We start from the raw sequence: 14072 nt of genomic DNA on the forward strand, positions 1-14072 counted from the left end.
CAGCTGTTTACTTTTTTTGAGTTTAATATTAAGTTTTGGTTCATGTGCCCAATCAGAAGCCGAGATGATGAAATTAGTAAAGGAACAAAAATGGGGCTATGCTGTGTTAAAGGAGAAAGTAGACACTAATGCAATAAATTTTTCCCATTTACAAATGAAGATAAATGAAGTTGAGGATGCTCAAGTTTTTACCAAGAGTATGTTTACTTATGGTATGGATTTTCGTGCCATGAACCAGGTTTCAAACGATTTCCTGAGGAAGGTCGGAAAGTGTTATCAAGAGATGTTACCACAAGATTCTAGTTTGGATTTAGAACTTCAGCATCGTCTTATTAATACTTTATCTCAATATGCCACAACTATTCCCGTATTATCAGGACATCATAACAAAATGTCAAAGGAAACTGAGCAAGAGATGTTTGCTTTTGAAATGGGAAACTATAGTGTATGCGATGTTATCATGATTGAACCCCAAAGACAAACAATGGAAGTAGTGGAACATCTGTTACATCATATTTCTGATGTGGGCCTGTTTTATATATTTCCAAACGAGTGGGCTTTTAATAATGAAAACGCTACAATTGTAAAATCTATGAATATTGCTATTGACAAGAAATGCTTTAGAATAGAAGATTATAAAGAACTTCAGGAAATAGACGACGAGTTATATCAAAGAATTCTAGTTCAGGAATATGCTTATTGGATAATTAGCACCTATTGGAATATTCAAGAAAAATATGGCCCTAATGAAAAAGAATGGAGGATCAGAAATAAAAAGGAACTTCAGGAGAAGTTACCATTAGCATATGAATTAATAGAAACCACTGTTAATGATATAATAGTTGCCCCTTCAGACGATATTATGTCATCATTTTAGTTCTGAATAGGTGTAGAATATCATAATTGTTTTCATTTAAAAAACTATAGAATATGATATTTTGTTATGCAGCAATTTTTAATGGGTATGAATAGATTAGGATTTCTAAAAAGAAATTGAATAGCACATCAGATGCTTTGAAAAAAAGTATTTACAGCCCCCAGGAGCTAGCAATATGTAGCAATATTAAGAGAGAAGCTAGGCAGAATACAATAATGGATATTATTGAGTTTTTCTTAATGTTTTTTGACATTTGTTGTGTTTTTTTATTTTACATTTTACTTCCTTCGAAATCATATTTCTCAATCGGTTGGTTATCGTTAACGCTGCACCTGCTGGGCAAAAAAATCGGCAATAGAATCAGCAAACATTGATGCAAATCAAGTGTCTATGAAAATGTCTGATAAGTTTGAGGAATTAGAAACAGAATTGAAGAATGGTAACTTTGAAAAAGTGGAACAGATTTACCGTGGACTCGAAAAAGAATATAATAATCATAAGGTGATTACCGATTTCTCCAATGATTATAATATGGAAACAGGAGAAATAGTAAACTCCAATTCTATTATTGAATCAATGCCTGCTTATCAGATAAATGCTCGAGGAGACTTGGTGAAATCATACGGACAAGATCAGCAGGACTGGAGTTCTGCTGAAGAATTTATTGAAGATGCTACAAATAAAGACTTACAGCAGAACTTGGTATTATCTCCAAATGTTGATTTAAGTTCCAATGAAGAAAAGTTCACTAGGATTTTTAGCCCCTCCACTCAAAAAGATAAAGAGAACTTCTATTTCATTAAACCTAAATTATCATCGACAATTTCAAGTTCTGATAATTCATTAATTCAAAATTCCCTAAACCAAATAAAATCATTATCAAGCGAAATCGACTTTATACTGGTGAAGAGGAACCAGCTTAATCAATATTATATACAACAATTGGAGGAGGCCAATCGTTTTGAGCAAGAGAGCATAGAAAAAATATCTTCTCAGAGCTTATCACAAGTAAAAGTTGAAGAGGCAAATAGATTGAGTTTAGAGAGTAAGAAGAGTTTTTATAAAGCCTCTTTTGCAAGCTCTCTTATTAAACAATTTGACCAGAGCATAGCCCAACAAAGTATTTTAATTGATGAATCTGTACAATCTGTTAAAGATATGCAAAGCGATTTGGAAAAGAATATGCCAGATGAAGCTCTTGTGAAAAATGTGCAGATGCAAAGAAAGTATGTGGCGCATATTAAAGCAGAGATTAACGATAGCGCTTTTAACTATTCTGTAAATGAATTGTTTATTCCAATTCCTCAGATATTTAGTGAAGAGGAAAACCAAGAGTTCTTAGTAATTAATGGTCAAGTACAAAGAAATGATCAAGTTAATCTAAATCAATTTTTCTATCAAAATACGTCTCAGATTGCAGTTGATATTAATACAATTCCTGCTTTGAGGTATGGTAAACCCGATATTGAAGAAACTCTCGTAGAAAACCAAAATCAAGAAATAGTTGATTATACTACTCCTAAACAAAATGAAGAGCATCAAACAAATTTAAATATAATTGCAAAGGATGTGAATAAAGTCTTTAGTTCAAATTCATTAGCTAATAATGATGATATTCCGCTTACAGGAGGTGTGCAAATTTCAAACCCTATGGATGAGGATTCATCCATGGTGAAAGAAAAGTTAGAGTTGAAATCAATAAATGTTCAAAATTTTAAATCAGATAATGATATTAGGAACGCGTTAGGAACATTGAATTTGCAAGCTCAAGCACATTTGGTAGAAGTTGATTTGGTGCAAAAGCGATTGGCTATTTCTGCTGAGGGGAAATTGAATAAGAGTAATGGCTTTAGTTTACAACTGGAATCAATTAATAATCCAGTACTAAGAAAACCCATTAACGATTCTGCTAAATACTATTTATATCAAGCTTTAGCATTGAAAGAAGTATCTGATGATTATCAGGTGTATCTGAATGAGGAAAGGAATATTAAAGACAAAATCACTCAATATACTTTTGATATTGAAAAGGATATAGAACAGAACAATCTCGTTGCAGCTAAAGCTAAATTTGTAAGTATGCAGACTGGTTTGTCCGAATTTAAATATACACCAGCATTTAAACTTCAAGAAATTCAATCAAATTTGTTGGCGAAAATTCAAACCTCAAGAAACAGAATGGATTCGGCATATAGTTTGTCTCAAGAATTGGCTAATGAATCTGTGAAATTACTAAGCGAAGCATCAGAAGAGCGCGAAGAGGCAGAAAGAAAAAGAAATGCATTCAAAAGGAGGGAAGCTCTAAAATTTGCGGTGGATAAAGAAATAAAAGCTACTAAGTTTCAAAATGATTCTGAGAAAGCATTGGCCTTGGGAAATAGTTTACATGAAGAACAGCAAGTTTTACTTTCTCTTGTCGATATTCAACCTGAGCTTCTTGTTTTAACAACAGCTCCACTACAAAACAATAATCTCATAGTAAATCAGGAATTAGTTTTTCAAGGTATTGAGCAAAGAAAATCTGAGGTTTTTGGTCGAAAAGTGGCTGTGAGTAATCTCCTTGTTGTTGAAGAAAGACCTTTGAACTCTGCTAATACTTCTAAAGTAGCTTCTTCTAAAGCACAAATTACGGAGGATGATTTACACGTTTATGAAAGAGAAAATTTTAAAGCAGAAATGTTGACTGAAGAATTGGAGCTTATTAAAAGAGAAATTGCTTTATTGGTACAGTCGCAGGGAAGTAGCCTATCAAATAAAGAATCCTATATTATTACACATAAAATAAATATTTTACGCCAAAAAGCAGATAGTTTAGAATACGAAGCCAATAGAGTATTCGATTTGGCGGATCGTATCTTAGAAACTTTATCGGAGGAAGAACAACGAGAAGCGCAAAAATCAAGTCGTGATTTTAATAAATACCTCAGCGATTTAAAAGATAAGATAGAAGTATTGTTATCTGAAGCTAGTTCATTAAAGCAAAGAGCTCAGCGCTCCAATAATATTCAAACCCGAGAAGATTTATACAAGCAGGCTAAAAATAAAGAAGAGGTGGCCATGTATTTAATTTTAGAGGAATTTGAAGTTATTGCTCAGAAGAATAAAACACGCTACCGAAAAAATCAATTGATATTGGAACAATTGATGATGGATTTGGCAAGTGCCGAAGAAAGAGAATTGATGCGAAATATCTTTTCCCAAATTGATAATTATTTCGAACAGGCACAACAAAAACGGCAAAAAGCCAATCAACCTGGTATTTCTTTTAGTATGAAGAAGATACTTTTGCAAGATGCTTATTCATTAGAAATGAAAGCTTTGGATTTGCAACAGCAAGGCAAAACAATGATAGAAGATCATGATGTGGATACCATGATGGCATATCAGGTAGAATCTGATGAGGAAAAAACTTTGACAGAAAATATAACTGCTACAAATCAATCTAATAATAATCAGCAAACGGTAGCTTTAAATCCTAATACAACTGAAGTTATTGTGGAAAATACTCCCATAATTACTACAGCTGCTCAAAAACCTAATGCTTCACAAAAAGTTAGTTCAGCGCAAGAAGAGAATGAGGAGCTTATTGTAAATAACCAAGGAGTAAGCTCTCAAGTAAAGAATCTTCAAAAGAATCCTCAAGTTGAACAAGAAGTAGGGTTTGTATCAGCATCTACTGATGGTGTTGTTTATAGAGTTCAATTTACAGCCCTTAAAGTGTTAAAGAAAGAGACCTTTTTTAATAGAATAAGTGATATTAGTGCCGAAAGAGTAACTGGTACTGATTTTATCAGATATTTTTCAGGTAATTTTGAGGAAATGGATCCTGCTATTATTAGAAGAAATGCGCTCAGAGCTTCAGGTTATCCTGATGCATTTATTCGTTCTTGGAAAGATGGAGAGGTTGTTACATTGTTGAGTTTACAGGAAGAAACAGGAACATCAACTTCAGCTATTAACTCTGTTGCCGTTGTGAGAAGAACCAGCGTTGGGAATATTGACTTTTCTGCTACTAATATCTCGTCATTACAGGGTGTTTATTATACAGTGCAAATAGGAGTTTATAGTCGCCCAAGAACTAGTGCTATGATTTATGGTATAAAACCACTTTATCATAAACGAATGCAAAATGGCTACTGGATTTATTATTCAGGTATTTTTAATAGTATTGCCGATGCAACAACGAAGAAAGATGAAATAGTAGAGCAAGGAGTAAAAGATGCTTTTGTTGTGGCTTTTAGTAATGGAATATCTGTGGGTTTAGCCAAGGCTCGTCAACAAATTAGCCAAGGAGAGGATGCTCCAGACGATGAAGATATTGTGATTCTTGAGGATGCTAGTTTACAGATTGATAACCAGTGGGATATGAGTCAAGAAGCAGGGCTGACAGCAAGTAGTGGTATAGAGTACAAAGTTCAAGTAGGAGTGTATTCTAACCCTATAAATCTTAGTTGGATAGCCACACAAGTGGATGGTAATTATAGTGTAGATTCTTACAAAAATAGCAATGGAAAATACGTTTATACTATAGGACACTTTAAGGATGATGCAGAGGCAAGAACACTGCTAAAAGAAATCAAAGATATCATTCCAGACGCTTTTGTTGTAGGTTTTCAAGATGGGAATAAGAAGTATATTAGATAGAATGGGCATTAATCAGATGATTTTAATTTTTACATTTCAATTTCATTTTCATTTGACTGGTATTTATCCTCAGATTCCAATGGTAGAGGATACTCTGATGCTCAACAATAAATATTTTGTTTTTCCGATCAAAGGGTTTGAAACCTGAAATATCATTTTAGGCTGTGGTTTTATATGGATTTCATAAAGCCATTCAAATAAACTAACCCCATATTTTTTTCATTGAAATAGTAATGTATTGTTCATGATAATCATTGATAATTTCAGATTTTGGTTCTTTAAGGAAATTGAATTTATCATTTATTATTGCCACATATATTATGTATTCAATCTCAATTTAATCTTCAGTAAGGATATACTAATGCTCAATTTATTTGAGAAATTAATTCAACATCAGTAGTGTTGGTTATTATTGTTAATTTGGAATCTTATAAATTAGAAAGTCTTGTCTCACAATTCGAATATGGAATTTAAGAAGGCAATATTAATAGTTGAATAAAGTATTTTATCATTTCTCCTTTAATTCTTCAGATAAAGAATTATTTTGATTCTTCGTTTTGCTTTTTTATCATTTTGATATCAATTCCTTTGACTTTAAGTGCGGCATTATAAATACTCGCATTTAGCTCAAAGCCAATCAGTACAATAATAGAGTTGAAATAGACCCATAAAAGAACTAATAATAAAGTTCCAATAGAACCATATAGTGCATTATAGGTGGCCAAATTATTGGCATAAAAATTAAAACCAATATTTGAAATCATCATCAATATGGCAACTAAACTTGAACCTGCAGACAAAAATTTAAAAGGCGTTTTTTTGGCAGGTCCCCAATAATAAATAAAAGAAATCCCAAAATAGGTGAGAGCCAATAGTGCAATCCACCTGAACCATTGTATCAATTGGACCACAAAATTATCATGCAGCAAATCCTTTGCATCTAAATAATTGAAAAATGTAGTACCTATTACAATGGTGGTTATTACAACAATTAGCAATACTGCTAAAACCAATACCAAAACGATAGCTACCCATCTTTGCATAAAAATCCCTCTAAATTCCATGGTATGATAAGAAGCATTAAAAGCATCAATCATACTATTAATACCATTGGTAGCAAAAAACAAAGCTAAAACAAAACCTAAGGAAAGCAAGCCTCCTCTAGGTCGCTTTACAATGTCGACTACTGTAGAGTCAATGGCCTCCCAAGCTTTGTTAGGAGTAATGTCATGAATCAATTCTAATAATACATCTTGGAAATTTTCTATAGGAATAAAAGGAATTAAGGTGAAGAAAAAGATCAAAGCTGGAAATAGAGCCGAAAACATACTAAAAGAAATAGCAGAAGCACGAGTAGTAATAGCTCCGTTTACTACCCCTTTAAAAAAGAAATCTAAGACATTATATATAGGAACTCCATCGAAACCAGGAATTACAATAGTCTTCAATTTTTTGATGATATAAACTTTCTTCATTATACTATGATATAGCTTGTAAGCTTAAATCTAAGCTTTTTATATGATGCGTTAAAGCACCAACTGAAATATAATCTACTCCAGTTTCAGCATATGCTCTAATGGTGTTTTTGTCAATTCCGCCACTGGCTTCACTTTCATATTTCCCATTAAGCATCACCAATGCTTTTTCAATACCTTTAGGAGTGAAATTATCTAAAAGTACTCTATCCACTCCTCCATGATCAATAACAGTTTGTAATTCTTTTAGGTTTCTGATTTCGATCACGATCTTTAAATCTTTTTTCTTTTCAATTAGATATTTATGACAAGCATCCACAGCTTTGCAAATTCCACCAGCAAAGTCCACATGATTGTCTTTAATCATAATCATATCGTAAAGTCCCATTCTATGATTGGTTCCTCCACCTAATGCTACAGCTTCTTTTTCAAGAAGACGCATAAGTGGAGTCGTTTTTCTAGTATCTAGTAATTTAGTTCTAGTTCCATCTATAATACTCATATACTGACGGGTTTGAGTAGCAATACCACTCATCCTTTGCATAAAGTTTAAGGCCAATCGTTCGGCTGATAAAATGGAAATAGATTTACCAGTAACCTCAAAAATGACATCTCCAATTTCTATTCTTTCTCCATCATTAATGAAAATATTCAATTCTGTTTCAGGATCTACTGTTTTATAAACGAGTTCTGCTATTCTAACTCCCGCAATGGTTCCGTTTTCTTTGGCAACTAACCTTGCTTTTCCTTTGTGGTCAGATGGAATGGTTGATAAGGATGTATGATCGCCATCGCCTAGATCTTCCTCTAGAGCGAACTTTATTGTTTCTTCAATAGTCATTAATCTTCAATTTGTAGTTGGATGATTTTCGATTCTTTGTTCAATAAAACATATACGCTCCACTTTTTTTGCTCACTTTGCATATCGCAAACCGCATAATGGGTTCTTTCATTACTGGCTCCCTTATGTTTTATTTTAAATGCTTTGATTTTGTTTTTTAAAAAGAAGTCTTTTAATAAAACCAGGGCTTGTTGTTTACCAAAAGTTCCATCATTGGTTCCTATACTTAGATCCAAAGTATTAGACATTTGTGTTCCTAGGCTTTTGCTGTCGTTACTCATAAAAGCTTTAGCAATGAGTTCAAAAGAATCTTGATTGTTCTGACTATATAAGCCGGAGCTAAAAAGAATCAGAATAATTGGAAATAGGATTTTTTTCATGGTTCTATAATTTACCCTGCTATCAACAGAATTATAAATACAAAATTAATCATTTTTGGGGATTATGAGTTTTTAAGCCTTAGATAATTGTGTTTTGTTAACATTCTATAAAGCCATTTCATTTTTCAATGTTTTACTTATGTTTGCATAATGAGTAAATAAATATTGTTTTCAAGTGTTAAGTATAAAAAATAGCGAGTTATCATGAGGAATGAAGTCTTCAAAATCCTGTTTTTTATACGAATATTTGAACTTGTGGAATAAATTTAATGATATGAGAATCAGCCTGATGTTGGTAGGTAAAACAACGGATAGTATAGTAGAGAAGGGAATTGAAAAGTATCTGAAAAGAATGAAAAGGTACATTCAATTCAAGTTAGATATTATTCCTGCTTTAAAGAATACCAAGAATATGAATGAGGCTGAAATTAAATTGAAAGAAGGCGAATTGATTTTAAATAAACTAAACCCTTCGGACTTTTTAGTCTTATTAGATGAGAATGGGAAAGAAATGACCTCTGTCCAATTTGCTTCTTTCGTTGAGAAATCGATGTTGCAAAGTATCAAAAACCTTGTTTTTGTTGTTGGTGGAGCTTATGGCTTTAGTGATGCTGTTTATAAAAAAGCAAACCAAAAAATTGCTTTATCACAAATGACATTTTCTCATCAAATTATTAGAATGATTTTCCTTGAACAGATTTATCGTGCTTTTACTATTATTAACAAAGAACCTTATCATCATGAATAAACGATTTTCAACTATACTTTTTGTATTTCTTATTTATGGATTTTCAACCAACACTGTAGCTCAGGATATGGAGTTTTATTGGGCTAAACAATATGGAAACGATAATTATCCAAATGACATAGAAAGTATTGCCTCAGATAATTTGAATAAGATTATAGCTTTTTCTCATTTCGATAATGAATTCACCATTGAAGGAAATAATTATGTGGCTGAGGATGGTAGCGATTTAATTCTTTTTGTTGTCGATGAACATGGTAATTATGAATGGTCTATGACAGACGGTGGAGCAGACGACCAAGTTGCACAAGAAGTTCATTGCGATATTGAAGGCAATATTTATATCATGGGGAAATTTAAAACTCAAATTAGTTTGGGAGGGGAAGTTGAAACAAGTAATGGGAGTTTTGATATGTATATCGCAAAATATCAATCTAATGGTGACTTTGTATGGTTAAAAACATTCGGAGGTCCAAATTCTGAATCTATTGAAACTATGAAGATAAAAAATGATGTGATTCTTTTAGGTGGTAGATTCTATGATTATACTATTCTTGATAATGACACTCTTTTTAGTCAAGATGGAACCGATATTTTTATTGCTAAGATGAATCTCGATGGTGAATTCATTAATGTGATGACAGCTGGAGGAGCCAGTGTAGATAAAGTATCAGGTGTTGACATGGATATTTATGGAAATGTTTATGCTGTTGGCGACTTTTATCAAAACATAACATTTGGAGATGAAACATTTGAAGCAGGTGAAGCTCTTGGCTTATATATGATCAAATTGAACTCAAATTTAGACTTAAGTTGGGCTTATCAGTTTCAAGGTAACGATATGCGCCCGAATACTAAATTGGCTGTAGCCTCAGATGGAAGCATTACTGTTGGCGGAGTATTTAGTTCCAATGTTAGTATTGGAGACGAGGATTATGTTACTGCCGATTTTGATGAAGATATTTTTGTTGCCAATTTCTCTAATAATGGTGATGTAAATTGGTCTCGTCATTATTATTCTCATTCCATGGAAGGCATCGAAAGTCTAAAGGTAGATAGAGTGGGGAATACCTATCTAACTGGTCATTTTCTTGGCGATATTAATTTTGGAGAACTAACATTAACTTATAATCTCTGTTGTGGATATTTAGAGGTGTATTTTGTGAAGATTAATGAAAATGGAGAAGTCATTGATGCAAGTCAATTAACAGGGGAGACCGCAAGAATAAAAACTATGGCGGTTCCCGAAACGAATCAAGTAATATTAGCAGGTCGATTTTACGATGATTTTGCAATGGAAGACATTACAATGAATAGTCCTGTTAGTTTCAATGTATATTTGGCCTATTTTAAAGATGACACTTGGTTAAGTATGGATAATGCTGTTAGTGAAGGAAAAATAATGATTTCACCATCACTATTTCAAGAGTATTTTAATGTTTCAGGCTTAGAAAATGCTGAAGAAATTTTAATACATAATGAATATGGTCAGTTGGTGGAGTCTATAAAGGTAAATTCTCCTCAAAATCAGCTTGGGAAAAATTGGGTTTCTGGGATTTATTTTATGACAATTACTTATGAATCAGGCTCATCAAATCTTCAAAAAGTGATTAAAATCTAATTTGTTGAATAGGAGATTCATTTCTTCAATTATTCATTAAATTTGCAGCCAAATAAACACGATTAGTAAAAGGCTTTCTTCATTAATGATTAACATGATTGAAACTAAATAAATTGATATCCGCATAATGATTTTAGCAAGGAACATGTTATTAGTATTTGTTATGATTTTGATATTTATTCAAAACCCAGTAACAGCTCAAATCAATAATGATTCTGCTTATGCTATTGTTGATTCTTTATTAAACTCACAAGACACTATAAATAAAGGTTTCGATACATTAAAAATTTCTAATGATTCTATTAATGCCAATGATTCATTAATTTCGGTCGCTGATAGTAGTCAAAATGAGATTATCGATTTTTTCTTTAGAATGGATAGTATGGATGTCTATTCTTATTCCTTGTTTTTGGACAGTGTAAACTATAGGCATTTGATTTATATGGATACCTCTAACCATAGAGGAGGAGACTATGACCCCGTTAATTTACTGCCTGTATCATATAATGACCTAGGAAATATTGGGTCAGCTCAGGAAAATCATGTATTTCAGCTCAATGAATCTGAAGGTTTTAGTATAGGAGTAAAGAGCTATAATGCCTATCTTTGGAATACCAAGGATATTAAACTATACAATACGCGAACTCCTTATACTGAGATTTTTTATCTGATGGGAGCAAAGAAGGAAAACAGTTTGAAGTTTTCTCATGCCCAAAGTTTTATGGAACAACAATTGACAATTAATTTCGATTTCCAATTGTTTAATAGGATAGGAGCATATAATAGACAAAAGACCGACGTGAAAGGTTTTATGGGAGGAATGGGTTATAGAACCAAGAACTCAAGGTATAAAGCGGATTTTCAATATTATCATAATAAATTGGTATTGCAAGAAAATGGAGGGGTTACAAGTTTAGCTGATTTTGAAGAGAGTCAAGAAAGTAATCGAAAAATCATCGCTACAAACCTTGCTTCAGCTGAAAATCTGATACGAATATCTGGTGCAGTATTTCAACAGTTTTTCTACCTTTCTAGGCCCGAACCTGATTTCTCAAATATTCCAGATACCAATAAAATTGATTTCGAAGCCTATTCAGTAACTCATTTTAGGAAACCTTATTTCGATCCGGTCTCCCATCTTGGTAAAATCAGTCATTATTTTAATTATGAAAGACAAAATTATCGTTATACTGATGAAGATCAGGAATCTATTATATATGATGGTTTACCCTTTTATCCTAATCCAGATAGTTCCTCATTCTTTGATACTATTGGGATGCAGAAGTATATAAATGAATTCATTTACTCTAATTCTGATTACAGCGATGACCCAAATCATCCTAAGCTTATAAATTTCTTCGCAGGTGGAAGACATGAACTAGTGAATTACTATCAGCACTGCCAAAAGCAAGAATTTAATCATTTGGCTGTCATAGGAGGAGTGTTTCTGAATTTCACCAAATTCATGAGTGTTTCTTCTGATGCCTCCTATTATATAGGAGACTATTTAAATAATGATTTTCAGTTTAATGGTAAACTCTTTTTAAAGTATAGAACAAACTTGCTTACGGGAGGAATTAAAATTGTTCATCGCTCTCCAGATTGGATAATGCAGGAATTCTCATCTTCTAGGTTCACCTGGAATAATGATTTTGATAAAACGGATATTCAAAAACTATTTGTGAAGTATGAGCGGAAGAGATTAAAAGTGGAAGCACAAGTGATGAATATGACAAATTTGGTCTATTTGGATTCTACTATTCTGCCAAAGCAAAGTTCTAAAAACATCCAGCATATTGTCATCTCAGCTGAAAAAGATATCCGCATTGGTCATTGGGGTGCCGATCTACGCTTAACCTACCAGAATATGTCACATCCCGATATTATTAGAGTCCCCGACTTTTCTGGAAAGGCGAAGCTATTTTATCATAATATCTTATTTGAGGGAGCACTTGAATTAGAAATGGGTTTCGAAGCTTATTTTTTCACTAAGTATTATGCTAATAGGTATATGCCAGCCTTACGCTCTTTTCATATTCAAAACGAACAAGAGATAGGAGATTATCCTTTTATCGATGTTTATTTAAATGCTAAGATTGGTAAAGCACGTCTTTTTGTTCGTTATGACCATTTTAATTCCAGTTTCATGGGGAGTGATTATTATGCCAGTCCATACTATCCAGCTGCCGATGCTTCTTTTAAATTCGGTGTAAGTTGGATTCTTTTCAACTAAAAGCGTCTATACTACTTGCTGTTAAACAATTGTTAAGGTGCAACCTGAAAGCATTTTTTGTTGTTTTTTGTAAAGAGTACATTATGTAATTCCTTATATAGAGATCCTAGATTAGAAATCTAATATCAAATATAAGTTCCATTCATTATATACTCCCCTAATCTAAATTCAAAAAATCTAATAACAAAAACTAAACTTATGAAAAACAAATACTCATTTTTTATCGCATTATTGGCACCAACTGCAATGGCATTGTTCTTTGCAGGAACACTATTCCATGGAGGTTCACCAGGAGGTAAATCTGGAAGTCCTGGAGATAACGGAGCAACTTGTACACAATGTCATGCTGGGACTGCAACTCAGCAAGATGGGATGATAAGCACTAATATCCCAGAGTTGGGATATGTAACTGGAGAAACGTATGAAGTCATGTTAAGTGCCACTGATGCCGATGCCGGTCGCTTTGGATTTGAACTAACTGCTGAAGATGCTGATGGTAACAAAGTAGGCCAGTTTATAATTTCAGCTGATGGCCAAACACAATTGGCAAATGGTAATAAGGCTATTACACATACCGCTTCAGGTATTACACCAGTTGGAGATTCTAAAGAATGGGCCTTTACTTGGACTGCACCAAGCACAGATGTAGGCATCATCACATTCTATTCGGCAGTAAATGCAGCTAATAATAATGGTGGTACATCAGGGGATCAGGTTTTAACTTCTAATGTGAGTTATGATGAATCAACTATTGGAATAGGAGAGGAGCCTTTAGAGGCTTTCTTTAATATGTCACCAAATCCAAGTTTTGGTTCTATTAAGATATCCCATGAGTATAATGATGCCAAATTATCTATTATAGATATATCGGGAAAAATTGTTTTTCAAGAAGAGTATTACCAAAGTGATGCTCAAATAGACTTGTCAAACTTAAATAAAGGAGTTTTCTTGGTTCAATTACAAAGTAAAAATCAAGTTAAAACTATGAAATTAATGATAAAGTAGTATTTGTTCCTTCCAAAAGAGGATGTTTTCGCTGGAAGCATCCTCTTTTCGTTTATAATAAGGTAGTAATTGTATAGTTTATTACCAATATTTCCCAACGATTAGATGAGTAATATTAAATATGTAAAAAAAGATAAAAGCATATTCCTCAGAAATAGAAAGACTTACGTATTTTTTAAAAAAATAATATTGATTTACATTAGGAAAAGCGAAATAAAGCAGTACTTTTGCACTCGCAATTACAGCAACGT

Annotated in this window: 9 protein-coding genes; 6 read left to right on the top strand and 3 right to left on the bottom strand. The window is 32.8% G+C overall.

Going from position 1 to position 14072, the window contains the following annotated elements; genetic code table 11:
- The first annotated feature begins 64 nt into the window (after positions 1–64).
- Together HNS38_RS02080 and HNS38_RS02085 are read left to right on the top strand one after the other, a co-directional pair.
- On the top strand, positions 65–877 hold the full coding sequence (locus tag HNS38_RS02080; RefSeq protein WP_172345897.1) for a hypothetical protein: 813 nt from the start codon (positions 65–67) through the stop codon (positions 875–877).
- A 390-nt stretch (positions 878–1267) separates the two neighbouring features.
- The gene (locus HNS38_RS02085; protein WP_172345898.1) at positions 1268–5521 is read left to right on the top strand and encodes an SPOR domain-containing protein; all 4254 of its coding nucleotides are present in this window, start codon (positions 1268–1270) and stop codon (positions 5519–5521) included.
- A 539-nt stretch (positions 5522–6060) separates the two neighbouring features.
- Here the strand turns inward: HNS38_RS02085 and HNS38_RS02090 are convergent.
- The 3 genes from HNS38_RS02090 to HNS38_RS02100 are packed head-to-tail and all read right to left on the bottom strand — an operon-like array spanning position 6061 to position 8217.
- Positions 6061–6996: a YihY/virulence factor BrkB family protein gene (locus tag HNS38_RS02090; protein WP_172345899.1), complete on the bottom strand. Its 936-nt coding sequence runs from the start codon at positions 6994–6996 to the stop codon at positions 6061–6063.
- A gap of 4 nt (positions 6997–7000) precedes the next feature.
- The gene (nadC, locus tag HNS38_RS02095; protein WP_172345900.1) at positions 7001–7837 is read right to left on the bottom strand and encodes a carboxylating nicotinate-nucleotide diphosphorylase; all 837 of its coding nucleotides are present in this window, start codon (positions 7835–7837) and stop codon (positions 7001–7003) included.
- Entirely contained in the window at positions 7837–8217 is a 381-nt protein-coding gene (locus tag HNS38_RS02100; RefSeq protein ID WP_172278491.1) for a DUF4783 domain-containing protein, read from the bottom strand. The genes nadC and HNS38_RS02100 overlap by 1 nt, the downstream gene beginning before the upstream one ends.
- Positions 8218–8491: 274 nt before the next feature.
- Between HNS38_RS02100 and rlmH the strand changes: the two genes are divergently transcribed.
- The 4 genes from rlmH (at position 8492) to HNS38_RS02120 (ending at position 13821) form a co-directional block, all read left to right on the top strand.
- Positions 8492–8965, top strand: coding sequence for a 23S rRNA (pseudouridine(1915)-N(3))-methyltransferase RlmH (rlmH, locus tag HNS38_RS02105; protein ID WP_172278493.1), 474 nt, complete (start codon positions 8492–8494; stop codon positions 8963–8965).
- A complete protein-coding gene (locus HNS38_RS02110; RefSeq protein WP_172278495.1) occupies positions 8958–10583 on the top strand; it encodes a T9SS type A sorting domain-containing protein in 1626 nt (541 codons plus the stop codon). The genes rlmH and HNS38_RS02110 overlap by 8 nt, the downstream gene beginning before the upstream one ends.
- A gap of 163 nt (positions 10584–10746) precedes the next feature.
- On the top strand, positions 10747–12816 hold the full coding sequence (locus tag HNS38_RS02115) for a putative porin (protein WP_172345901.1): 2070 nt from the start codon (positions 10747–10749) through the stop codon (positions 12814–12816).
- Between the two features lie 198 nt (positions 12817–13014).
- Positions 13015–13821, top strand: a complete 807-nt coding sequence (locus HNS38_RS02120) for a choice-of-anchor V domain-containing protein (RefSeq protein WP_172345902.1) — start codon at positions 13015–13017, stop codon at positions 13819–13821.
- Positions 13822–14072: the final 251 nt, after the last annotated feature.

The organism is Lentimicrobium sp. L6 (assembly GCF_013166655.1).
Lineage (GTDB): Bacteria > Bacteroidota > Bacteroidia > Bacteroidales > UBA12170 > UBA12170.

What these genes read in the sequence shown, in the direction of transcription:
- HNS38_RS02080 (WP_172345897.1), top strand. Translation starts at nt 65, where the DNA reads ATGATGAAATTAGTAAAGGAACAAAAATGGGGCTATGCTGTGTTAAAG.
- HNS38_RS02085 (WP_172345898.1), top strand. Translation starts at nt 1,268, where the DNA reads ATGAAAATGTCTGATAAGTTTGAGGAATTAGAAACAGAATTGAAGAAT.
- HNS38_RS02090 (WP_172345899.1), bottom strand. Translation starts at nt 6,996, where the DNA reads ATGAAGAAAGTTTATATCATCAAAAAATTGAAGACTATTGTAATTCCT.
- nadC (WP_172345900.1), bottom strand. Translation starts at nt 7,837, where the DNA reads ATGACTATTGAAGAAACAATAAAGTTCGCTCTAGAGGAAGATCTAGGC.
- HNS38_RS02100 (WP_172278491.1), bottom strand. Translation starts at nt 8,217, where the DNA reads ATGAAAAAAATCCTATTTCCAATTATTCTGATTCTTTTTAGCTCCGGC.
- rlmH (WP_172278493.1), top strand. Translation starts at nt 8,492, where the DNA reads ATGAGAATCAGCCTGATGTTGGTAGGTAAAACAACGGATAGTATAGTA.
- HNS38_RS02110 (WP_172278495.1), top strand. Translation starts at nt 8,958, where the DNA reads ATGAATAAACGATTTTCAACTATACTTTTTGTATTTCTTATTTATGGA.
- HNS38_RS02115 (WP_172345901.1), top strand. Translation starts at nt 10,747, where the DNA reads ATGATTTTGATATTTATTCAAAACCCAGTAACAGCTCAAATCAATAAT.
- HNS38_RS02120 (WP_172345902.1), top strand. Translation starts at nt 13,015, where the DNA reads ATGAAAAACAAATACTCATTTTTTATCGCATTATTGGCACCAACTGCA.